At 67.8% G+C, this 23,013-nt stretch carries 18 protein-coding genes; 4 read left to right on the top strand and 14 right to left on the bottom strand.

Annotation, left to right across the window (positions count from 1 at the left end; translation table 11 throughout):
* Positions 1–46: 46 nt before the first annotated feature.
* The 5 genes from RH90_RS18060 to RH90_RS22175 all read right to left on the bottom strand — a co-directional run bounded on the left by RH90_RS18060 (position 47) and on the right by RH90_RS22175 (position 5,384).
* The gene (locus tag RH90_RS18060; RefSeq protein WP_010187743.1) at positions 47–508 is read right to left on the bottom strand and encodes a hypothetical protein; all 462 of its coding nucleotides are present in this window, start codon (positions 506–508) and stop codon (positions 47–49) included.
* A gap of 37 nt (positions 509–545) precedes the next feature.
* On the bottom strand, positions 546–2,621 hold the full coding sequence (locus RH90_RS18055; RefSeq protein WP_010187742.1) for a catalase: 2,076 nt from the start codon (positions 2,619–2,621) through the stop codon (positions 546–548).
* Between the two features lie 147 nt (positions 2,622–2,768).
* Positions 2,769–2,984 carry a sensor kinase two-component system gene (locus tag RH90_RS18050; RefSeq protein ID WP_010187741.1) on the bottom strand — a complete coding sequence of 72 codons (216 nt, stop codon included), beginning with the start codon at positions 2,982–2,984 and terminating at the stop codon, positions 2,769–2,771.
* Positions 2,981–3,592: a response regulator transcription factor gene (locus tag RH90_RS18045; RefSeq protein ID WP_010187732.1), complete on the bottom strand. Its 612-nt coding sequence runs from the start codon at positions 3,590–3,592 to the stop codon at positions 2,981–2,983. Before RH90_RS18045 ends, RH90_RS18050 begins: the two co-directional genes overlap by 4 nt.
* Positions 3,564–5,384, bottom strand: a complete 1,821-nt coding sequence (locus RH90_RS22175) for a two-component system sensor histidine kinase NtrB (protein WP_198283420.1) — start codon at positions 5,382–5,384, stop codon at positions 3,564–3,566. The genes RH90_RS18045 and RH90_RS22175 overlap by 29 nt, the downstream gene beginning before the upstream one ends.
* On the opposite strand from RH90_RS22175, the gene RH90_RS24005 reads away from it, so the two are divergent.
* The 3 genes from RH90_RS24005 (at position 5,358) to RH90_RS18030 (ending at position 10,576) form a co-directional block, all read left to right on the top strand.
* Positions 5,358–5,546: a hypothetical protein gene (locus RH90_RS24005; protein ID WP_198283419.1), complete on the top strand. Its 189-nt coding sequence runs from the start codon at positions 5,358–5,360 to the stop codon at positions 5,544–5,546. The two genes, RH90_RS22175 and RH90_RS24005, sit on opposite strands and share 27 nt — an antisense overlap.
* A 257-nt stretch (positions 5,547–5,803) precedes the next feature.
* Positions 5,804–7,855: a sulfotransferase gene (locus RH90_RS18035; protein WP_010187730.1), complete on the top strand. Its 2,052-nt coding sequence runs from the start codon at positions 5,804–5,806 to the stop codon at positions 7,853–7,855.
* A gap of 153 nt (positions 7,856–8,008) precedes the next feature.
* Positions 8,009–10,576: a TonB-dependent receptor gene (locus RH90_RS18030; RefSeq protein ID WP_010187728.1), complete on the top strand. Its 2,568-nt coding sequence runs from the start codon at positions 8,009–8,011 to the stop codon at positions 10,574–10,576.
* A 138-nt stretch (positions 10,577–10,714) separates the two neighbouring features.
* On the opposite strand, the gene RH90_RS18025 is transcribed toward RH90_RS18030, so the two are convergent.
* Genes RH90_RS18025 through RH90_RS17985 form a run of 9 tightly spaced genes read right to left on the bottom strand, consistent with a single transcriptional unit; the run spans position 10,715 to position 21,844 of the window.
* Positions 10,715–12,016 (bottom strand): spinster family MFS transporter, encoded by a 1,302-nt coding sequence (locus RH90_RS18025; RefSeq protein ID WP_010187727.1) that lies wholly within the window; start codon positions 12,014–12,016, stop codon positions 10,715–10,717.
* 27 nt (positions 12,017–12,043) lie between these two features.
* Entirely contained in the window at positions 12,044–12,493 is a 450-nt protein-coding gene (locus tag RH90_RS18020; protein WP_010187725.1) for a sarcosine oxidase subunit gamma, read from the bottom strand.
* Entirely contained in the window at positions 12,486–15,215 is a 2,730-nt protein-coding gene (locus RH90_RS18015; protein ID WP_010187723.1) for a 2Fe-2S iron-sulfur cluster-binding protein, read from the bottom strand. The genes RH90_RS18020 and RH90_RS18015 overlap by 8 nt, the downstream gene beginning before the upstream one ends.
* A complete protein-coding gene (locus RH90_RS18010) occupies positions 15,212–15,475 on the bottom strand; it encodes a sarcosine oxidase subunit delta (protein WP_010187721.1) in 264 nt (87 codons plus the stop codon). The genes RH90_RS18015 and RH90_RS18010 overlap by 4 nt, the downstream gene beginning before the upstream one ends.
* On the bottom strand, positions 15,475–16,731 hold the full coding sequence (locus RH90_RS18005) for a sarcosine oxidase subunit beta family protein (protein ID WP_010187718.1): 1,257 nt from the start codon (positions 16,729–16,731) through the stop codon (positions 15,475–15,477). Before RH90_RS18005 ends, RH90_RS18010 begins: the two co-directional genes overlap by 1 nt.
* A complete protein-coding gene (locus RH90_RS18000) occupies positions 16,728–17,876 on the bottom strand; it encodes an NAD(P)/FAD-dependent oxidoreductase (protein ID WP_029625437.1) in 1,149 nt (382 codons plus the stop codon). Before RH90_RS18000 ends, RH90_RS18005 begins: the two co-directional genes overlap by 4 nt.
* Complete coding sequence (locus tag RH90_RS17995) at positions 17,869–19,395, bottom strand: NAD(P)/FAD-dependent oxidoreductase (protein ID WP_010187714.1); 1,527 nt, start codon at positions 19,393–19,395, stop codon at positions 17,869–17,871. Before RH90_RS17995 ends, RH90_RS18000 begins: the two co-directional genes overlap by 8 nt.
* Positions 19,392–20,645 (bottom strand): cystathionine gamma-synthase family protein, encoded by a 1,254-nt coding sequence (locus tag RH90_RS17990; RefSeq protein WP_010187713.1) that lies wholly within the window; start codon positions 20,643–20,645, stop codon positions 19,392–19,394. The genes RH90_RS17995 and RH90_RS17990 overlap by 4 nt, the downstream gene beginning before the upstream one ends.
* Positions 20,642–21,844: an aromatic ring-hydroxylating oxygenase subunit alpha gene (locus RH90_RS17985; protein ID WP_010187712.1), complete on the bottom strand. Its 1,203-nt coding sequence runs from the start codon at positions 21,842–21,844 to the stop codon at positions 20,642–20,644. The genes RH90_RS17990 and RH90_RS17985 overlap by 4 nt, the downstream gene beginning before the upstream one ends.
* A gap of 161 nt (positions 21,845–22,005) precedes the next feature.
* Here RH90_RS17985 and RH90_RS17980 point away from each other — a divergent pair, with 161 nt between their 5' ends.
* Positions 22,006–22,974 carry a LysR substrate-binding domain-containing protein gene (locus tag RH90_RS17980; RefSeq protein ID WP_232280383.1) on the top strand — a complete coding sequence of 323 codons (969 nt, stop codon included), beginning with the start codon at positions 22,006–22,008 and terminating at the stop codon, positions 22,972–22,974.
* Positions 22,975–23,013 lie beyond the last annotated feature (39 nt).

The following is a 23,013-nucleotide window of genomic DNA, read 5'->3' as shown; positions in this document are numbered from 1 at the left end:
GGGCAGGGAATCCCGCTTTATGATCGCAGGGAATACGCGGGACGCGTTACTGCGCTTTGCGCAGCCGCTTCGCATTCCCGGTCGCGGCTTTGTGCACGGGGGCGACAACATCGCGCCCCATCCTCGCGCTCGTCTCGAGCGCGGTCAGCGCATGCATGCTCGAGCGCTCGGACAGCGCGGCAAGCTCGAACAACGTCGGCGGGCGGCCGCGCAGCCATATCGCGCCGAACTCCTGCGCCTGCGCGACATAGCCCGCCTGCAGCGCCATCAGCGCCTGCATCCCGGCCGTACCCGAGGCGGAGAAAGCGGCGAGCTTCTCGGGCACCATCCGCCCAAGCTCGGCATAGTCGCCGCTCAGCGGCGAGCGCATCGCTTCACCGATCGTAGTGGTCCGTGAGGCGATCACCGCCTGCGACGCTGTGGCCGTTTCGCTCAGCCGCTCGCCGGTCGCACCGACCGACCCCCATGCCGACATGACACGCGTCCAATAGGCAAAGGGGTCGATCATAAGGTGCATCCCGATGGAGGGCCGCGGCCCTCGCCGCTTAGGCGAGGGTGCGGAGGTTGGGCTCGCGCGCATAGAAGCGCTTGGCCGCGGCGGCGATGAAACCGTCGTCGAGACCCGTCACGCCCTCATCGGCCTCGACACCGGCCTTGTCGAGCAAAGGCTTTGCCGCCTCGCTCGCGCCGACCGCCTTCAAGTGCCCGAACGCGTCCATCACCCATTGGACGGCTGCGCCCTCCTTGAGCAACGCCGCGGTGCCGTCCTTCGACAGCACGACCGCTGCCGCGTCGAACAACTGCGACGGCGAACCGGCGAGCTGGCCGTCGGCCTTCTTCTGCGAGCCGTCGGACAGCTTGGCGCCGCCGACCTTCGGCGCGACGAGGAAGGGCTTGGCCTTCGCCGTCGTGATCGCCGCGACGAGCGTCTCGAGCTCGTCCGCATCTGTGCCGTCCGCAATCAACACGCCGACGGTGCGCCCCTCGAGCGTCGCCTTCATGTTCTTGTGGATCGACAGCGCGTCGGACGGCTTCATGTCGATCGGCTCGCGCGCGGCTTCGGCCTTGTCGGGGAGCGGAATGCCGAGCCCGTCGGCGACGCGCTGGGCAAACGCTTCATCGACGTTGCGCAGGTTCGCCACCATCCGCGGCGGAACCTGGTCGAGCAGCCCGACCTTCGACAGCTCGAACACGAACGACGAGGCGATATGCGCCTGCTCACTTTCGGTCTGCGAATTGAGGAACAGCCGCGCCTGGCTGTAATGGTCGCTGAACGTCTCCGAACGGATGCGGAGCTTGTCGCCGGTCTCGTTCGCGCCGGTCGGTGCGGTGGTCGTCGCAAAGCCCTTGGTCGCGCTCTCACGCGGGCCACCTTCCTCGCCATGTGCGGCCAGGCTGTTGGGCTCGTAATTCGCCCGGCCCTTCGGCACCTGCGTCTGCATCATCCCGTCGCGCTGGAAGTTGCCGAACGGGCAGCGCGGCGCGTTGATCGGGATCTGGTGGAAGTTGGTCGTGCCCAAACGCGACTTCTGCGTGTCGAGATACGAGAACAGCCGGCCCTGCAGCAACGGATCGTTCGAAAAATCGATGCCGGGCACGATGTTGGTCGGCAGGAAGGCGACCTGCTCGGTTTCGGCGAAGAAATTGTCGACGTTGCGGTCGAGCACCATTCGACCGATCACGCGGACGGGAATGTCGTCCTCGGGGATCAGCTTGGTCGAATCGAGCACGTCATAGGGCTGCGCGTCGGCGAAGGCCTGGTCGAACACCTGGATGCCGAGCTCCCATTCGGGGAAGTTGCCGGTATCGATCGCCTCGAACAGGTCGCGACGATGATAGTCGTTGTCGGCCGCCTGAAGCTTGAGCGCCTCGTCCCAGATCGTCGACTGGATGCCGAGCTTGGGCTTCCAGTGGAACTTGACGAAGCTCGACTTGCCCTCGGCGTTGACCAGCTGGAAGGTATGGATGCCGAAGCCCTCCATCATCCGCAGCGAGCGCGGCAGCGTACGGTCGGACATCGCCCAGAACAGCATGTGCGTCGCTTCGGGGGTGAGCGAAGCCCAGTCCCAGAAGGTGTCGTGCGCGCTGCCGGCCTGCGGATAGCCGCGATCGGCCTCCATCTTCACCGCGTGGATCAAATCGGGGAACTTGATCGCGTCCTGGATGAAGAACACCGGAATGTTGTTGCCGACGAGATCCCAATTGCCTTCGCGCGTGTACAGTTTGACCGCGAAGCCGCGCACGTCGCGCGGCGTGTCGACCGAACCCGATCCGCCAGCAACGGTCGAGAAGCGGACGAACACTTCGGTCTTCTCGCCCTTGGTGAACACCGCCGCCTTGGACAGATCGGAAATGTCGCCGGTCGCCTCGAAATAGCCGTGCGCGCCCGAGCCGCGCGCATGGACGATCCGCTCGGGGATGCGCTCATGGTCGAAATGGAAGATCTTCTCGCGCAGCACGAAATCCTCGAGCAGCGTCGGCCCGCGCTCGCCCGAGCGCAGGCTGTTCTGATTGTCGGAAATCGGCACGCCGTGATTGGTCGTCAGCACGGGCTCGCCATCGGCCGCCTGCTGGTGCGTTTCGCCCGCGTTGCCGCGGGTCGTTTCGGGGGTGGTGGCCATGGCTAGTCTCCGGGGATTGATTTTACAGCGCGGTCGGTAGGCGCGGCAAACACCCAGGGTGCTTTGCAGCCACGCTTGTCCTTAACGATCCGCGCTTCGAATCTTTCCCCCGATTGTCCGGGAATTTCGGCCCGCGATCCAATCACTTCAGCGTTCGATCTGCTCCTGCAGCCGACGGACGATGTCGCGCGCGCGTTCGGTCTGGGCAGCGGCGCCGGCGAGCAGCGCCGCGATCGACTCACCCGGTTCTCCCTGGTCGAGCGCGATCTGCATCGCCGCGATCAGATTGGTGAGCGCGGCGAGCGGCTGGGTCAGCTCGTGCGCGATCGCGCTTAGCCGCGTCCCGCGCGGGCGCGTACTCAATGCACCAGCCCCGCGGCGAAGGCGATGCGCAGCGCATCGGGCAGCGACTGGACGTGGAGCTTGTTCATCAGATGCGCCCGATAGACCTCGACGGTGCGGGGGCTGATCGCCAGTTCGTGCGCGATCACCTTGTTGACCTTTCCCGCGATCAGCCCGTGCAGGACATCGACTTCGCGCGGGGCGAGACGCGCGATCTGCTCCTGCGCGGCGGCGATGCGCGCTGCATCCTCGGTATCGCGGCCCAACCGGTCGAACGCGCGGTCGATCGTTTCGAGCAGCGTCCGCCAATCATAGGGCTTCTCGAGGAAATCGATCGCGCCGCGCTTCATCGCTTCGACCGCGACGGTGATATTGCCGTGGCCGGTCACGACGACGCTCAGATACGGCAGCGCTTCGCGGCGGATCGCGGTGAGAACGTCCAGGCCCGAGATCCCGGGCATGTGCAGATCCAGCAGGATGATCCCGGCGTCGCGCTGCGGTGTCGCGTCGAGAAAGGCGTCGCCCGAAGCGAAGCTCTCCACCGTGAAGTCGCCGCGCACCGCCAGCAGCATGAGCAGCGATTCGCGGACCGCTTCGTCGTCATCGACGATGTAGAGTTGCTTCGGCATGGGTCCTCGCTTCTGCCTCGGGGTCTGGCGCGGATTGCGTTGCAGGCACGGCCGGAAAGCGCAGGTCGAATCGCGTGCCCTTGCCGGGGTTGCTGTGGACCGCGATCGATCCGCCATGAAGCTGGACGATGCGGCGGACGATCGACAGGCCGATTCCGGTCGCTTCGTCGCAATGTTTGGTGCTGTAAAACGGCTCGAACGCGTGTTCGATGAGCGTCGCGTCCATTCCCTCGCCGTCGTCGGCAACGAACAGCCCGACCGACGCGGCTTGCATATCGTCGGCATCGGCGAAGGTGGTGCCGATCGTGATCGTTCCCGCGCGCGTGTCGATCGCCTCGGCCGCGTTGACCGCCAGATTGAGGATCACTTGATAGAGTTGCCGCTGGTTGCCGGTCATGGCGGCGACCGGAACGATCGCGTCGCGGAGCGTGATGTGCATAGGAATGCGCGCGCGCAGCAGCGGCAATGATGCCTGTATCAGCTCGGCGAGGCGGATCGTCTCGAACGCCGGCTGGTCGTCGCGGGCATAAGCGAGCATGTCGCGCGCCAGGTCGCGCGCGCGCTGTGCCGCATCGAGGATCAGCTCGACGGTGCGCCGATCCGCCGGGTCGGCGATCGAATCGAACAGCAAGGGCGCGAGGATGCTCACCGGCACCAGCGTATTGTTGAGATCGTGCGCGATGCCGCCGGACAGGAGCGCGAGCGATTCGAATCTTTGCGCGGTGCGCAGCCGCGCGCCCAATTCGGTCGGGTCGCGATCGCGGTGCGTGTCGCGCGTGCGGTCGTGGATCAACCCGGTCAACGTCGTCAGCACGCCGCGATCGTCCTGCACCGGCACCCAGAGCAGCGCTGCGTCGCCGCCGTCCCCATCCGGGCGCCGCGGCTGGAAATCGAGCGCGGGCGGCGGCTGATCGGCGTGAACGGCGGTCGGGCTCGCAGCGATCGCCGCCTGGTGCTCGGCGGCGACGCAGGTTGCGACGTACTCGGGCCAGGCAAGCGGCGCGTCCGCCTCGAGGTCGCTGAGCGCCGCGGTGCGAGTCCGCGGGGTGACGGTCATCGTCGCGAGGTCGAGCGCGATCGAGTCCGAACGGGTGAGGTCGAGAAGCGCGTCGATCTCGCGTGCGAGCTGGCGTCGCGCCTGCTCGGCCCGCAGCAGACGGTCGACCAACACCCAGGTCAGCAGGACCGCGCCCAGCGCGACCGGGAGCAGGATAAGGTCCCCCGCACTGGTCATCGCGCCGCGCCACGACACGGCAAAGCCGAACACCACCAATCCGATCGCGACGCGCGCGAACAGCCGGGTGACCGCTCGCCGTGGAAAGACCGCACCGGCCGCCACCACCAGCGCATAGCCGCAGCGCAGCGCACCGTCATGCGGCGCGAGCAGATCGGCGACCGCGATCGTGAGCGCCAGCAGCAGCGCAAGCCAGAGCATCGGCCGCGCCACGAGCGTGACGTCGCGCCGCGCGCCATGGGCGAACAGCCCCAGCGCGAGGATCGCGATGCCGATCGTGGCGAGCATCGCCTCCGCGGGCGGCGCCGGCCCGAACCTGCCAGGTAGCGACGCGCGCAGCAGCACCGCGACCGCTTCGGCGGCCAGCGCGATCGCGAGTAGAAAGAAGGACGCGACTTCGATACCCCGCGGTAGGATGCTCGCGCCGAGCCCAAGCAGAAGGCAGATCGCGCCGAACAGCAGCAGCGGTCCTGCCATGTCGCCACCGCCATATGCCAAGATGCTGCTCGCGGTGACGAGACCGACGCGATCATGCGCCGCCAGGACGCCCAGACTCATGACGATTGCGGCCGAAAGTGCGGCGAGGCGCGGGCGGTCGATCAAAAAGAGCGCCAGCGTAAGGACGCAGGCGCCAAGTCCAGCCGCATTGTCGCGTTCGATATTTCTTTCGATACTGAAGAGGTTGGCGTGATCGCGCGCAAGGCCGGTCACTATCACTAGCATCGTGAGCGCTGCGCCAAGTGAACAAAGAGCGGAGACGATCGAAAAGAAACGAAAAGTCAGCCGTGGCACGCAGATCGCGAGCGTGCGAGGAACATTCCGGGTGTTCATGCTAAAGGTCTATCAAATGCGGTAAGATTTTACATAGGATCGGCGCGACTCAATCGGAAAATCTTACTAATTCATTATAAGGTTACTTGCGAATTGGTGGGGCGGCACTGTTGGCTGGGTGGGATCCCCCCGTGACCCGCCGATCGATGGATTTCCCTTCCGGGCGCAGGTACATCGCGGCGATCGTATCGGGGACCGAGCTGCTGGACAGGATGAACACGCAATCCGATCTGAGCGAAGCCCGGCGGATGCTGGCGCGCGAGCCCGCCCGCGCGGTCGAGCATGCGCGGCGCGTGCTGGTGCGCGATCCTGGGTCTGTCGAGGCGCGCTTCCTGCTGGGGGCGGCGCTGCGCCGTGACGGGCGGCATGGCGCGGCGCGCGATGCGCTGGTGCCGCTTGCGCACAGCCAGCCCAATGCCTGGGGGGTACAGTATGAACTCGGCATGGCGCTCGCCGCGAGCGAAGCGGGCGCGGCGTCGGCGGCCGCGGCGCTGACGCGCGCAACGCGGGCCAATCCGCGCTCGTCGCTCGCGTGGCACGCGCTCGGCGACCAGTTGCTGCTGCTCGGGCGAAGCGCCGAGGCGAACGCGGCGCAGGCGCGGATGGTGCCGGGCGGGGTCGGCGACCGCGCGCTCGGCGAGCTCGCCGCGCGGTTCTTCGAGCACGGCGATCCGGCGACGCGGGCGGCGCTGCAGGCGCGCTTCGGGATCGACCTCAACGATATCGGCGCGGCGCGGCTGCTTGCCGATATCGGCTTGCGGCAGGGACGCTTCGCTGCGGTCGCCGCGTTGTTGGCGCCGGTCTGCGGCATGGCGCCCGATTTCATTCCGGCGCAGTTTGCGTATGCGATCGCGCTCCACCGCGTCGAACGCGGCGAAGCGGCGCTCGCGGCGATCAGCGTGGCGCTGCGAGCGTATCCCGACCTGCCGCCGTTGCTTGCGCTCGCGGCGGCGATCCATCTCCAGCTCGGCGACGCCGCCGCGGCGATCCGCACGTATGAGACGCTGGTCACTGCGACGCCCGACGATGCCGAAGCTTGGCATGCGTACGGGCATGCGCTGCGCGCGGTCGGCGAGCAGGCGGCGGCGGTCGCGGCCTATCGCCGCGCGATCGCGCTGCGGCCGGGGTTCGGAGAGGCGTATTGGAGTCTCGCCAACCTAAAGACCGTGCGCTTCGACGCCGAGGAGGTGGCGCGGATGCGCGCAGTGCCGATGGCGGCGACGCCCGATCCGGCGGACCGCGCCTATCTCGATTTCGCGCTCGGCAAGGCGTTCGAGGATGCCGGCCGCTATGCCGAATCGTTCGATCATTATGCGCGCGGCAATGCGGCGCGCGGCGCGCTCGAGCCGCACGATGCGGGCGCGTTCCACCGCTTCGTCGCCGATTCGATCGAAGCGTTCGACGCGGCGCTGTTCGAGCGCAACCGCGTGGCGGGCTGCCCCGAGCCGGGGCCGATCTTCGTGCTCGGCATGCCGCGTTCGGGCTCGACGCTGGTCGAGCAGATTTTGGCAAGCCACAGCGCGGTCGAGGGGGCGTCCGAACTTCCCGACGTCACCGCGCTCGCGCGCGCGCTCGCGGAGCGCCATCCGGGCTATCCGACCTCGATCGGACGGGTGCCGCACGCCGATTTCGCCGTGCTCGGCGCCGAATATCTTGCGCGGACCGCGATCCACCGCGCGGGAAAGGCGCGGCTGGTCGACAAGTTCCCCGGCAATTTTCTCCAAACCGGGCTGATCCATCTGATGCTGCCCAATGCGCGGATCATCGATATCCGGCGCGATCCGATGGCGTGCTGCTTCTCGCTGTTCAAACAGGCGTTCGCGCGGGGGCAGGCGTATAGCTACGATCTTGCCGACCTCGGCGCCTATTATCGCGACTATGTCGCGCTGATGGCGCATTTCGATGCGGTGTTGCCCGGGCGCGTCCACCGCGTCGCCTATGAATCGCTGATCGACGCGCCCGAGTGCGAGATCCGGCGCCTGCTCGACTATTGCGCGTTGCCGTTCGAGCCGGAGTGCCTGCGCTTCTTCGAGACCGCGCGGACGGTGCGTACGCCGAGCTCGGAGCAGGTCCGCCGCCCGATCTTCCGCGATGGCCTTGAACAGTGGCGCCATTTCGAGCCGTGGCTCGCGCCGCTCGCGGCGGCGCTCGGACCGCTTGCCAAGCCGCGCTTCGATCGGCATGGATGCGAAAATTAGATGACCCTATCCGATTATTGATCTTTCTGGTTTGTCCGAATCAAGAGAGCTTCTTCAAACGGGGGATCAGGTACAGCTTCGAAAGTTTGAGCCCGTGAGGCTTTTGCACGAGAGCTGGCGTGATAGGGCAGCTTTGTTGCAAAGGGGGAACGCGTGCTGAAATCTTCTGTCGATCGTGCCGATGCGGTGCGTCCGGTGCGGATCGTCTCGCGGCTGCTGGCCTCGGGCGCCGCGCTTGCGCTGATAGCGCCGGGAATCGCAGTTGCTGCGCCTGGCGCTACGCCGCCGGTCGGCGATACGGCGACGCAACAGGCGCCCGCCGACGCACCGCAAGCCTCGCGGAACGGCGACGAACTCAACGACATCGTCGTTACCGCGACGCGCTCGGGCGCGCAGTCGCTGCAGAAGGTGCCGATCGCGGTGTCGGTGGTGAACGTCGACCAGATCACCAAATCGGGGCAGGGCAATCTGTCCGATCTCGCCAAATTCACGCCCTCGCTCGTCATCACCGAAGGCGCGCCGGGGTTCAACAAGTTCAACCTGCGCGGTCTCGCGACCGGCGGGTACGTCACCTCGGACACGTCGGATCGCCCGCTCGTCGCGGTCTATCTCGACGATACGCCGATCTCGGTGCAGGGGCAGACGCCCGACCTCAAGGTCTATGATCTCGACCGCGTCGAGGTTCTGCGCGGCCCGCAGGGCACGCTGTTCGGCGCGGGCTCGATGGCGGGCACGGTGCGCTTCGTGACGGCCAAGCCCGATGTGAAGAGCTTCTTCGGCACGGCCGAAGCGAGCGGATCGACCACCGAGCATGGTGCCGGCAGCTATAACGTCCGCGGCATGGTCAATATCCCGCTGATCAAGGACGAGCTGGCGGTTCGCGGCAACATCTTCGTCGGCGACGATGGCGGCTTCATCGACAATATCGGCCAGCACCGCGTCGACAACGCCAACAGCAACCGCTCGACTCAGGGCCGCGTCGCGGTGCGCTGGACGCCGACCGACAAATTGATCGTCGATGGCAGCTTCACCTATGAGAACAGCCGCGCCAAGGGGCTCAACACCGGGCTCGATGGCCTCAAGCCGTATCAGTACGAGAGCAACGGCGCCGAGGGCACGCGCGACCTGTTCAAGCTCTACACCGGCGGCGTGGACTATGACGCGGGCTTCGCCAATCTGGTGGTGACGGCGGCCTATACCGACCGCAAGATCGGCTTCAATGCGAGCCCCGATCCGCAGATCGGCTATTATTTCGCCAATTATTACGCGCCCTTTACCGGCGCCGGCAAATATCCGCTCTACGCCCCGCCGGCGAGCTACAACCACGCGGTGACGAGCCTGATCCCGGCCGAGAACTATACGATCAACCAGAACCTCAACGATTTCATGGCCGAGGCGCGGCTCGTCTCGAAGAACGATGGACTTGTCAAATGGACCGTCGGCGCGTTCTACGAGAAGCAGAACCGCCATCTCGTTCAGGACATTCCGGTCGCCGGGTTCGACACGCTGTCCTACCAGAACGCCGCATTCGGCCCGTTCGCGACGCCGAGCGGCCTGTACGATTCGAAGACGGTCGACGGCGCGTTCAGCTCGAACGACATCTTCTCGGGACTGCAGGACGTCCACGAACACCAGTTCGCGGCCTATGCCGACGGCACGTGGCACGTCACCGATCGGCTCGATCTGACCGCGGGCCTGCGCTACTTCAACTTCAAGGAAAGCTATTTCCTCTACGAAGGCGGCGCGTTCGGCGTGCTGCTCGGCAAGGACGCGCAGGGGCGCACGACCGGGATCACCCAGTCGATCCGCTCGACGCTCAAGTCGAACGGGGTCAATCCGCGTTTCAACGTCTCGTACAAGCTCGACGAAAACGTGCTGGTCTATGCCGAAGCCGCCAAGGGCTTCCGCTATGGCGGCGCGAACCAGCCGGTGCCGCTCGGCACCGCGGGGCTCGCCGGGCGCTGCACCTCGCAGCTCAATGCCTATGGCTATAGCGCCGCGCCGAACACCTTCGGCCCCGACAAATTGTGGAACTACACGATCGGCGAAAAGGCCAAGCTCGCGGGTGGGCGCGTGACGCTCAACGCCAGCGCGTATTATATCGACTGGTCCGACGTGCAGACGCGGTTGCGGCTCAATTGCTCGTATTTCTTCACCGACAACAAGGGCAAGATCGCGAGCAAGGGCGTCGAGCTCGAGGCGGCGGTCAAGGCGACGCCCAACATCACGCTCAACGGCAGCTTCTCGTTCAACGATTCGAGCGCGCGCGGCGATATCCCGACGGTCGGCGCGTTCGACGGCGACCGCACGCCCTATTCGCCGCAGGTGACGGCTTCGGCTGGGGCGTTCTACGATGCCGATCTCGGGCGCGGGTCGCTGCATCTGCAGGCGACGTACAAATACATCTCGTCGCAGCAGACGACGTTCAACAATTTCTCGACCACGCTCGACCCGACGACCAAGAAGCTGATCGTCGACAAGGCGAGCAATGGCGGCGCGAGCCAGACCTACGCGGTGATCCCCGAGAGCCACAATGCCAGCGCGTCGATCGCCTATGACATCGGCAAGTACGAATTCGGCATCTTCGGCAACAATCTGTTCGACGGCGTCAAGGTGATCGATATCCAGCGCGCGACCTATTACGCGATCTACCAGGCGGGTTCGCGCGTCACCTATGCGCGGCCGCGCACGATCGGGGTGCGGGCGAAGGTGAAGTTCTGATCCCCGCAACGTCACCCCGGCCTTGTGCCGGGGCCCACCGGGACACGCGCGCTTCCCGCGTAGCATGCGCGGCACGGTGGGCCCCGGCACAAGGCCGGGGTGACGGCGGGCGCGTGACCACGGCCCTTCGTGCTTGCCTCAGGCGGTAACGGGCGCCCCCTGGATCCGCGCGTCGTCGGCAGCATAGGTCCGCACGCTGGTCCAGTAATGATACGCCGCCCAGAAGCCGGTCAACGACAGCGCCAGCAAGGCATAGCGCAGCGATTCGGCATTGCTGCCGAGCCGCCCGGCGAGCGTATCGCTCAGCCAGCCGACCGCGGTCGGCGCGATGATCAGATTGGCGACATTGGCGGTGAGCAGGCTTATCGCCATCCCTTGCGCGCGCATGTTCGCAGGCATGAAATTGAGCAGCAGCGCCATCGTCGGCCCGACATAGAGATAGATCGCCGGCACCACGATCCACAGCATCGCGGTCGCCAGACTCAGCGAATGCGTCCAGTAGATGACGAACGACGGAATCGTCGACAGCGCGACGATCGCTGAGAGCGCATAGGCGATGCGCTTCGGATCCTGCATCTGCGGCAGCGCGAGGATCGCGCCGGTGGCGATCGTCGCCGCGGTGCCCGCCCAGAAATAGATCGTCCCGAGCCGCGCCCCCGCCTCGGCGGTCGACAGGCCGTAGGCCCGCTCGAAATAGGTCTGCGTCCAGAACAGCAGGCCCCAGCCCCACAGGCAGATCACCGTGCCCGCGGCGTTGATGTGCCAGGCGGAGCGCTGCGACCAAAGGAATTTGCACGTGTCGAAGAAGGTCGCGCCTGGCGCTGTGTCCTCGGTCAACAGTTCGAAGCGGCCGCGGATCGGCTCGCGCACGGTGAGCAGGATGACCAGCCCGAATACCACGCCGGGAATGCCGAGCGCGAGGAACCCCGCGCGCCAGCTGTGGAAATGATCGACGATCTGCCCCGCCACGCTCGACCCGAGCCACGCGCCGAGCGGCAGGCCGAGCGCATAGATGGTGAGCGCGTAGGCGCGCCGCCCGCGCGGGAAATTGTCGGCGATGATCGAGGTCGAGGGCGGGGTGCCGCCTGCCTCGCCGACCCCGACCGCAATCCGCGCGAGCAGGAACTGCCAGTAATTCTGCGTGAGGCCGAGCACCGCCGTCGCCGCCGACCACAGGATCATCGCGCCGGCGACGATGTTACGCCGGTTGGCGCGGTCGGCGACACGCGCGATCGGCAGCCCGACGAAGATGTAGAAGAAGGCGAGCGACACCCCGGTCAGCCAGGCGACGCCCGAATCGGACAGGCCGAATTCCTGCCGGATCGGCTCGAGCACGGTCGATACGACATAACGGTCGGCGATGTTGAGCGCATAGACGAGGCCGAGCACGAGCACGACATACCAGCGCGCCGATTCGAGCCGCGGTGTCGTCGTCATCATGCCTGTGCCCCCTGTGTCCGTCTTGCTTCAGCCCCCAGGCACGCCGATCGCGCGCTGCCAGAGATCGGCCAGCGTAGCGGCGTAACTGCTTGGCAGATAGACCTCGCACGCATCGTCGCCGATCGCGTCGATCCACACGGGGACGTGGTGGATCACTGATCCGACCAGCAGACCCTTGCCAAACGCCGGATCGGCGGTGTCGAGCCAGCCGCTGACGCTCAGCAACCAGCGCCAGCCGGGGCCGGCGAGCGTCGCGCGGACAAGGCCGCCGCCGATCGGCGTCAGCGCGCCGCGTTCCCCCACCGCTGCCGCGAGCGCTTCGGCGGCATCACCCGCGCCGATCACCCACCAGCGGCGTGGTTCGGCGTGAAGCAGCCGGAGCGCCGAGTCGGCGGGCGGTACGCCGCTATCCCACAGATCGAGCGCAAGCACGTCGGCTGCCGGCGCGAACGAGACGGTCACCGGCGCGTCAATCACGGTAGCGCGTCCCGGCTGCATCGTAGAAGATCGGTTCGGTCACCGTGACGCGGGCCGAGAGCCCGCGCGTCGGCGAGGTGGCGAGCAGCGCGCTCCCGGTCCGCTCCCGCCCGCCGCGCAGCAGACCGAGCGCGACCGCGCCGTCGCCGAGCACCCGCCCGGTCGCCGAGGTGACGTGCCCCTCGACCGGCGCGCCATGCGCCGCGACCAGCATTGCGCCTTCGGGGATCGCGCTGTCGCTCGTCAGACCGACGAGTTGGAGCCGGTCGCGATCGGCCAAGGCAGGGCGCTCCAGCCCCGCTGCACCGACGAAGCCACCCGCCTTGCGCAGCATCCGCTCGAGTCCGAGATCGATCGGCGTGGTCCGGCCATCGGCCTCGGCGCCCATGCCGACATGACCCTTTTCGATCCGCAGCAATTCGAGCGCTTCGAGACCGTACGGGGCGCCGCCATGTGCCTTCGTGGCAAGTTCGAGCGCATCCCACAGCGGCCCCGCGCGATGCGCTTCGGCATAAAGCTCGAACGCGCGCTCGCCGCTATAGCTGGCGGCGAGGATCAGCACCGGCACCCCGCAGAGTTCCGCCTGCGCGATCCCCATATGCGCGGGTGGCGCGATCCCGGCGAGTTCGGCAAGGATCGCCGCGGCGCGGGGCCCGGCGAGCGCGACCGCCGCGAATTGTTCCTGCTGCGCGACGACCGAAACCTTCAGATGCGGCGCCAGCACGCGCTGGGCATAGCCGAGCTGCGTCGTCATCCGGTCCGCGCCGCCGGTCGAGCTGGTCAGCAGATAGCGCGTCGCCTCGAGCCGCCAGAGCGTGCCGTCGTCCATCACCATGCCGTCCTCGCGCAGCATGATCGTGTAGCGCCCGCGCCCGATCGCGAGCTTGGCGACGTTGGTCGCGCAGACGATCTCCAGAAACGCCGCCGCGTCGGGCCCGACCACCGCGAACTTGGCGAGCGTCGAGACGTCGATGATCCCCGCCGCGGTCCGTACCGCGCGCGCCTCGCGCAGCGCGGCGGCGTGGAGCGTCTCGCCGGGGTGGGGATAGGCACGCGGGCGATGCCACAGGCCGAGCGGCTGCCAGAGCGGGGCTAGCCGCTGATGCTGGTCGTACAAAGCGAGCCGGCGTGCCGGCGCGGCATGGCCGCCAGCGTCGGCCCCCGCCATCGCACCGAGCGTCAGTGGCGTATAGGGCGGGCGGAAGGTGGTGAGCCCGGCCTGTGGAATCGTCACGCCCGCCGTTCCGGCGAGCCGAGCGAGCGCCGCCATGTTGCTGGTCTTGCCCTGGTCGGTCGCCATGCCGAGCGTGGTGTAGCGCTTGAGATGCTCGACCGAGCGATAGCCTTCGCTCCAGGCGAGGTCGATATCGGCGGCGGTGACGTCGTTCTGGAAGTCGATGAAGCTGTGCTTCGGGTCGGTGAGTGCGGTGAGCCTGCCGGCAATTGCAGGCACGTCCCCGGCCGCGGCGCCGACGCTGGTAACGGCCTGGCGGGAATCGCCGGGTACGAAGGCCTGGATATCCTCGCGCCAGTTGAGTGTGCCCGCAGCCTGGCTGTGGAGGTGGACGACGGGGGTGAACCCGCCCGATACGGCGAGGAGATCGGCCTCGAACCGGACCGCTTGCCTGTCGATATCCGCCACGACCGTTGCAAGATGGTTGCGCCGGCCTCTCGTCGAACGCGGGAAGACGTTGGTGTGGACCGGAAAGCGCGCCGTGGCGGCCTGCGCCACGGGGCTGAAATCAGGCCGCGAATCGAGGATCGCGACAACCGTCCCGCCGACCGCCGCGACCGCGTCGGCGGTGGCATAGGCGTCGTCATTGTTGGTCGCGATCACCACGCGCTGGCCGGGCAAAACGACAAACCGCTCGATATAACGCCGCACCGCGCGCGACAGCATTACGCCGGGCCGGTCATTGCCGGCGAAGGTCAGCGGCCGCTCGATCGCGCCGGTCGCCAAGACGATCCGTTTCGCACGGACGTGCCATATGCGCTGCGCCGGGCGGCCGGGGGGCGGGGCTTCGCCGGCTTCGACCATCCGCTCGATCAAAGTGGCAAAGCCATGATCCCACAGTCCCGACGCCGTCGTCCGAGTCAGGACGCGCGCGCCCGCGACGTCTGCGCCTGGCACGCGATCCTGCTCGACCAGCAGAACGCGCTCGCCGCCGCGCAGCGCCGTTCGCGCGGCGGCGATCCCCGCTGGCCCGGCTCCGACGATCAGCACGTCGCAGAACGCCACGCGATGTTCGTATGTGTCGGGATCGGGCGTGTCGGGTGCGTCGCCCAAGCCGGCGGCGCGGCGGATGAAGCGCTCGTACAGCATCCAGCGCGACGGCGGGCCGAAGAAGGTCTTGTAATAGAAACCCGCACCAAGGAAGCGCGCGGCGAGGCCGTTCACCGCGCCGAGATCGAACGCGAGGTTCGGCCAGCGATTCTGGCTGCGCGCAACGAGACCGTCATAGACATAGACGTCGGTCGCGCGCGTGTTGGGCTCGGTGCGGCCGCCTTCGCCGACGGTGACGAGCGCGTTGGGCTCTTCGACCCCCGCGCTGAGGATCCCGCGCGGACGATGATATTTGAAGCTCCGCGCAACCAGCCCGATGCCGTTGGCGAGCAACGCCGCGGCGAGCGTATCACCCGCGCGCGCGCGCAAGGCCACGCCGTCGAAGCTGAAGCGTAGCGTCGCGTCCGGTCCGCCGGGAAGGCGCGTCGGACCGCTCACCGATGGAGCGCCGGATCGTAGACCGCCGTCGCGACGATCTCGTGCGTCACGCGGTGCCGCCGCAGCACGAGCCATTCGCGGCATCCGTAAGAATGCCGCCATAGTTCGTCGTCGAGCCCGCGCGGATTGGCCCGCGTAGAGAGCCGCGCGATCGCCTTCGCCGGCGCCATGTCGAGCGTCACGACCGAGTCGAGCGTGCGCTCATAGGCGAACTCGATCTGCGCGCGCGGGCCGCACCAGGGGCAGTCGATCTGCAGCATCAGCGCAGTTGCGGCATGACGCCGACCCCGGCCTCGTCGATCGTCGCGCCGTGCGCGAAGCGATCGAGCGTGAAGGGCGCGGCGAGCGGGTGGCTCGCGCCGGTCGCTAGCAGATGCGCGTAGCACCAGCCCGACGCCGGCGTCGCCTTGAACCCGCCATAGCACCAGCCGCCGTTGAGATAGAGATTGCCGGCCGGCAGCGGTGCGATGATCGGCGATCCGTCGAAGCTCATGTCGGTCGTCCCCGACCAGCAGCGCACCATCCGCAGCCGCGACAGCGCGGGGACGAGCGCGATCGCCTCGGCGGCGGCCTTTTCCAGGCGGGGCGCGAGGCCGCGCTGGGCGTAGCTCGGGAATTGGTCGGGGTCGCCGCCGAGCACGATCCCGCCTTTGTCGGACTGGCTGATATAGCAATGCAGCGATTGCGACATGATCACGGTGTCGATCATCGGCTTGACCGGTTCGGTGACGAAGGCCTGCAGCGTCTGCGCCTCGATCGGCAGCTTGAGCCCGGCGAGCGCGGCGACCGGCCCGCTATTGCCCGCGACGCAGATCCCGACGCGGCCGGCACCGATCGCACCCCGCGTCGTCTCGACGCCGGTGACGCGGCCGGCCCCCATCGTGAAGCCGGTCACTTCGCAGCACTGGATGACGTCGACGCCAAGCGCGTCGGCGGCGCGGGCATAGCCCCAGGCGACCGCATCATGGCGCGCCGTGCCGCCGCGCCGCTGGATCAGCCCGCCCTGCACCGGAAAACGCGCGCCCGGCGAGAGATCGAGCAACGGCACGAGCGTGCCGACCTGATCGCGCGTCAGCAACTCGGCGTCGATCCCGTCGCAGCGCAGCGCATCGCCGCGCTGCGCAAGTTGCGTCATGTCGCTGTCGGAATGGCCGAGGAACAGCGCGCCGCGCGGCGAGAACATCACGTTGAAATTGAGCGCGTCGCTCATCCCGTCCCACAGGTCGAGCGCGAAGTCGAACAGGTCGTGAAGCGGTTTCAGCCGATAGTTGGAGCGCACGATCGTCGTGTTGCGCCCGGTATTGCCGCCGCCGATCCAGCCCTTCTCGAGCACCGCGACGTTGCGGATGCCGTGCACCTTGGCGAGGTAATAGGCCGTCGCGAGACCATGCCCGCCACCGCCGATGATGACGACATCATAGTGCTTGCGGGGCTCCGGGTCGCGCCACGCGCGCTCCCACCCGCGCTGGCCGTTGAGGCCGGCCTTGAGCAAGGCGAGCGCCGAATAGCGCTTCATGCCGCCCAGCCACGCTGTTCGCGCCAGTCGGGGGCGAGGCCTTTGAAGCGCGCGAGGCCGAGCTTGGCGATGTCGGCGAACGAACAGGCGCCATCGAGCACCAGATCGCGGATCGCATGGCCGCTCGCGGGGGAGAGGCCGAAGCCAACCCCCGACATCGTCGCGACGGTGACGTTGCCGGGATCGCTCGGCCGGTCGAGGATCGGGCGGCCGTCGGGGGTGTTCTCGATCACCCCGGCCCACGAGCGAATGACGTTCAGATGCGCCGCCCTGGGAAACATTTCCGCCACGCGGCGCGCGAGGTTGCGGGTGAGCGGCGACGTCGGGCGTGCGCGGGGACCGGTCGCGTCCATCGCGATCCATTCGTGCGGCCCGCCGCCGAAGACGAGATTGCCGCGCAAGGTCTGGCGGCCGTACAGGCCGTTGCCATCGACGCCGCCGATCTTCATCAGCGGCGCGGGTTCGGTCACGATCATTTCCGCGCGGGCAGAGGCCAGCGGGAAATCGATGCCGATCGGCGCAAGCAGCGTCCCCGATTGCGGCCCGGCGGCGACGACGAGCGCGTCGCATGCGATCCGGCCGCGCGGCGTCTCGACCGCGACGACCTTGCCGCCCGCGGTTTCGATCGACCGTGCCGTGCAATGCTGCAGGATCCGCCCGCCGAGATCCTGTAGCGCCCAGGCATAGGCCTGCACGGTACGCTGCGGGTTGGCGTGACCGCCGAAGCGCAGATGGATCCCGCCGAGACAGCTGGCGTCGGTCAGCGGCACCATCTCCTGCGCCTGCGCCGAGTCGAGATCGTCGACGCGGTAGCCCATCGCGCTGCACATCCGCCCGACCGCGCGGTAATGCGCGAGCAGCGCGGGATCGCGCTGGATGATGATCCGTTCGCGCGCATATTCGGTCGGATAGCCGAGCAGCTCGTCCATCTGCGGCCACAGCCGCTGCTCCTCGGCGAAGAGCGGGCTCTGGTAATGCGACGCGCCGCCGCCGTTGCGGCCCGACGCCTCCCAGCCGACGATCCCCTTGTCGAGTACGACGACATCGACCCCGCTGCGCGCCAGCCACCACGCCGCGCTGAGCCCGGTCACGCCCGCGCCAATCACGACGACCGACGCGCCGTTCGGGAGATCGGCGTCAGACATGCATGTTGCCGCCGAGCCGCGCGACATGCTCGGCCTCGTCCGGCGTGCCGATCACCGCATAGGGCGTCCATTGCGTCGGGATGCCGAACCATACATCCCAGCCCGCCGTCATTTCGGCGCGCTCGTTCCAATCGGCGAGGATGCCGAGCGGCACGGGGCGGACCGGCGCGCGGAAGCTCGCGATAGGGACGGCCGCGAGCGGCACGCCCTGCTGTTCGGCGAGCAGGCACGCGACCTGATCGCGGCAGCGGCGCCCCTGGCATTGCCCCATGCCGGCGCGCGTCAGGCGCTTGATCTGGTCGGGATGCGCGGGCCCGTCACCGCGCAGCGAGGCGAGCGAACGCGCCGCCATCGCGGCGGGGCGGTCGAGATAGCGCGGCGGCTGGACGCCGAGCAGGTCGGCGCGGGTGACCTCTTCGCACTGGCAGACGATCGTGTCGGGCGTGGCATGCTGCGCGAGCGCGTTCGCCCAGGCCTGGAGATAAGCGGGACCGGGGCGGGGGAGGGCGGCGTCGCCGATCAGCGTGATCGTTTCGCCCGGGGCGGTTCCGGCGGCATCGAGCAATTCGGTCGCCGGCGTCACACCGAGCGCGAGGATGAGCGTGTCGCAGGCGATTTCCGTCCTCACGTCCTTCCCCGGCGAAGGCCCGGGCCCAGGCGCGGAGCTGTCTTCGGGAGAGTGCTGCGCTTCCCGAGCGACGTCGCGCGACTGGGCCCCGACCTGCGCCGGGGAACGAGCAGGGGGAAGGGGGGAGACGGGCGCCAGCGTCACCCCCTCGACCCCGTCGACTCCGCCGCGTGTCGCCGCGATCGTATGGGCGAGCAGGATCGGCACGCCCGCCGCCGCCACCTGCGCGGCAAGTTCCGCCTGCCCTTGCACCGCGTCGGCCACCTCGACCAGTGCCGCCACCGCGATTCCGCGCGCCAGCGCCAACAGCGCCGTCTCGAGCGCCAGCGCGCCAGACCCGAGGATCACCACCCGCCGGCTCGCGAGCGCATCGTAGCGCGTCAGCAGCGCGGCAAAGCCCTGTGCGCCCATCACCCCGGGCTGATTCCAACCAGGAAAGCCGAGCACCACGTCGCGCGCGCCGGTCGCGATCACGACGCGTCCGAAACCGATCATCGATGCGCGCTCGCGATCGGCGAGGCCGAGCATCGGGGCGGGAAGGGCGCGCAATGTAGGGCTGCCGACGTATAGGCCCCAGGCCGCCGTCGCGAGCCGCACGTCGACGCCGGCTTCGAACGCCGCCTCGATCGCGGGATTGCTCGCGACCATTTGCTCTAGCATCCGCTCGGGCTGCTGCACCGCGGCGCTCATCCGGCCGCCGTAGAAATACGGGACATCGCTGCCGATCAGCGCCCCCGCCACCGGGTTTTCGTCGACGAGCAGCACCGACGCGCCGCCCGCAGCCGCCTCGATCGCCGCTGCGGTGCCCGCCTGTCCGGCTCCGACCACGACGACATCGAAGCTTTCATCGGGCGCCCCCAGCTTGCCGTCGATCGCATGGATGTCGATCATACCGCGTCGAGCGCTTGCGCGAGATCGGCGATCAGGTCGTCGACATGCTCGATCCCGACCGAGAGCCTGAGCGTCGCGTCGGTGATCCCGCCCGCCGCGCGTTCGTCGGGCGACAGCGCGTAATGCGTCGTCGTCGCCGGATGGGTTATCAGCGTCTCCGATCCCCCGAGGCTGACCGCGAAGCGCAACAAGCGGAGCCGGTCGAGGAAGCGGAAGGCCTCGGCCTCGCCGCCGACCACCGCGAACGAAAAGGTCGATCCTGCCGCCTTGCATTGCCGGTCGTACACCGCGCGCTGCGGCGAGCCTTCGGCGAGGAAGCCGAGATAGGTGATGCCGGCGACCTTCGCATGCCCTCGCAGGAATTCGGCGATCCGCCGCGCGGAGTCCATCGCGCGCTCGACGCGGAGGTGCACCGTTTCCATCGAGCGCAGCAGCAGCCAGCAGGTATAGGGATCGAGATGGCTGCCAAGCGTGGTGCGCAGCAGCCGCAGCGGCGCGATCAGTGCCTCGCTGGCGCTCACCCCGCCCGCGAGCAGATCGCTGTGCCCGCCGCAATATTTGGTGAGGCTCGTCATGCACAGATCGACCCCGAGCGCGATCGGGCGCTGCATCAGCGGGCCGAGCAGCGTGTTATCGACCACCACCAAAGGACGGATGGCGGTCCGTGCGCCGACCTCGTCGGCAATCGCCACGACGAGCGCGATATCGACGATCGCCGCGGTGGGGTTGGCGGGCGTCTCAATCACGATCAGCTTGAGCGGGCCGTGCGCCAATGCAGCCGCAACCGCCGTCTCGATATCGGCGCGGTCGCAGCCGTCGGTGAACGACGCTTCGCCAACGCCGAATGCGGGCATCAGCGCGGTATAGAGCCCGTTGGTGCCGCCATAAATAGGCCGACTGAACACGACGCTGTCGCCCGGCCGCAGATGCGCGAGGGCGATCGCACTGTGCGTCGCCATTCCGCTGTTGAACACCGCCGCCGCTTCAGCGCCGTCGAGCGCCGCCAGCCGCGTCTCGACCATGTCGAGCCCGGGATGGCTGAGCCGCGAATAGATATGCCCCGGCCGCCCGACCTCGGGGCCGGTGCCGTCGAAATAGGCCTCGTGGATGTCCTTCGCCTGCCGCGCCGAGGCGTAGGCGAAGGTCGAGGTCATGTAGATCGGCGGCTTGGCGGCGTTCGACGCGCTCGCCGGATCATAGCCAGCGCGGACCGCGAGCGTCTCGGGATGCCAGGACGGCGCGTCGCTCATACCGCGTGGCCGATATAGGCGGCGGCGCGATCGCAATACCAATCGACGAAGCGCAGCGTCAGCGACTCTGCATCTGGGCTGTAGGGCCCGGGCGAATAACCGGGCGAATTGACGCCGAGCTGGTTGTTTTCGGCGAATTCCTTGTCTTGCAGATTGGTCTGCGTCCACAGATGCGTCAGCGTCGGCAGGTCGTAATCGACGCCCTCGACCGCGTCCTCATGCACCAGCCATTTCGAGACGACATGCGTCTCGGTCGGCGACACCGGGATCGCCGAGAATGCGAAGGTATATTCGCTGGTCGAATGGCAGAAATTGTTGGGCTCGACCGCCCAGCGCAGCGAGCCGATATTGCCGTCGCCCGCCGCGCACATCAGCTTGCCGACGCTGAACTGGCCGGTCGTCGTCATCGCGACGGCGCCGTCGTTGAGCGGGAAGCGGACCGCTTGCCACCACGCCTCGCCGACCGGGCCGACCGGCATCGCGATGTCGGCCATGCGCTGTTCGAAGCGTGCGGCGCTGTTGTCGGGGAGGTCGAAATAGGCCGAGGCGTGGACGGGGAAGGCGTTCGACAGCTCGGGATGGCCGCTCGCGCAATGATAGCATTCGCGGCCATTCTCCATGACGAGCTTCCAATTGGCATATTCGATCAGCGTCGATTGGTAGGCGAGCTTCGCATGTTCGAGATTGTGTGGCGCGAGCAGCGGGGTGAGCTCGCGGCGCATCACCGATATGTCGGGCGGGGTGTCGGCCAGGCAGAGGAAGAGCGCGCCCGCGATCCGCTCGAGATGGACCGGCTTGAGGCCGTGCGCGCTCTTCTCGAAATCGGCCGGCATCCGGCTCGCCGCGAGCAGCCGCCCGTCGAGCCCGTAGGTCCAGCTGTGATACGGGCACACGATCCGCGCGGCACTACCCTGGCCGGGCTTGCACAGGATCGAGCCGCGGTGGCGGCAGCTGTTGTGGAAGGCGCGCAGCGCGCCGTCGCGGCCATGGACGACGATCACCGGCCAGCGCCCGACGAGGAAGGAGAGATAGTCGCCGGGGCGCTTGATCTCGGCCTCGAAGCCGACGAACAGCCATGACGTGCCGAAGATCGCGGCAAGGTCGAATTCGAACGCGGCGGCGCTGTTGTAGAACCCCTGCGGCAGCGAATGCCCGGCCGGACGCGACCGCAACAGCGCCGATATGTCGCCCAGGTTCATTGCCGACCTCCCACTGCCCCGATGGAAGAGTGGCACGGCAACGCCTTTCCGATAAAATCGCATTTGTGCATGGCGGCATGCCAAAAGCTGCGAGTGCGGCGGCACGCCTGGGGCGCGACGTTGCATCGCGCCACAAAACGCGCTTGGTATCGCAAAAGGGCATGACCCTAGACGTTCAGGAGTTCGCCATCGCTCGCTCATCCCCGGTCAATCGGCGCTGGCTCCCGTTGAATGCGCTGCGCGCGTTCGACGCGGTGGGGCAGCGGCTGAGCTTCACCGCCGGCGCGCAGGCGCTCAACGTCTCGCAGAGCGCGGTGAGCCGGCACGTGATCAGCCTCGAGGAATTGCTCGGGCACAAATTGTTCGACCGTTCGGGGCAGACATTGGTGCTGACCGCGGCGGGGCGCGCCTTGCTGCCCGAAGTCGGCAAGGCGTTCGACCGGCTCGAGCAGACGATGAATGCGATCAGTGCCAACCCCGATACCAGCCGCCCGATCCGCCTCCACATCCCGCCGAGCCTGTTGCAGCAAGTCGTGATGCCGATGATCCAGGCGTTCCATGCCGAGCATCCCGCGATCCGGATCGACATTTCGAGCTCGCCCGCGGTGGGTCTGCCGAGCGGCGAGACCGACATGGCGATCGTGTTCGACCGGCCCAATATCGACGACCGCGTGACCGATCTGCTGTGGATGGTGCGCGTCGCACCGGTCTGTTCGCCGCAGGTCGCCGCGCGCAACGCGGGCAAATCGCTCGAGCAGTTCCTCGCCGACAATCCGTTGCTGCACGTCAAGCTCGAGGGGCAGCCGCGCGGGCTGTTGTGGAGCACTTTCGCGCGGCAGTGCCGGATCGAGCTCGACGTCGAGCGCGGGCTCGCGTTCGACGCCAACGCGCTCGCGGTGGGCTATGCGATGCATTCGGATGGCATCGCGCTGGCCGACATCGACATGTTCGCGCCAGAGATCGCCGCCGGAAGGCTGGTCGTGCCGTACGACACCGTGATCAACGACGGCTTCGGCTATTACCTCACGCTGCGCGCCGACGATCTTGCCGATCCGACGATCAGCCTGGTGCGCAGCTGGCTGATCGCGCAGTTCGCCGCGCGTCCGGGGGCGCCCGTCGCGGCGGGGTGAGGGCTCGCGAAAAGGGGCATCGCGCTCGCGCGTCGATCG

Origin of the sequence: Sphingomonas sp. PAMC 26605 (assembly GCF_000241485.1) — a bacterium.
Taxonomy (GTDB): domain Bacteria; phylum Pseudomonadota; class Alphaproteobacteria; order Sphingomonadales; family Sphingomonadaceae; genus Sphingomonas.
This window is presented reverse-complemented; position numbering and strand designations above follow the sequence as displayed.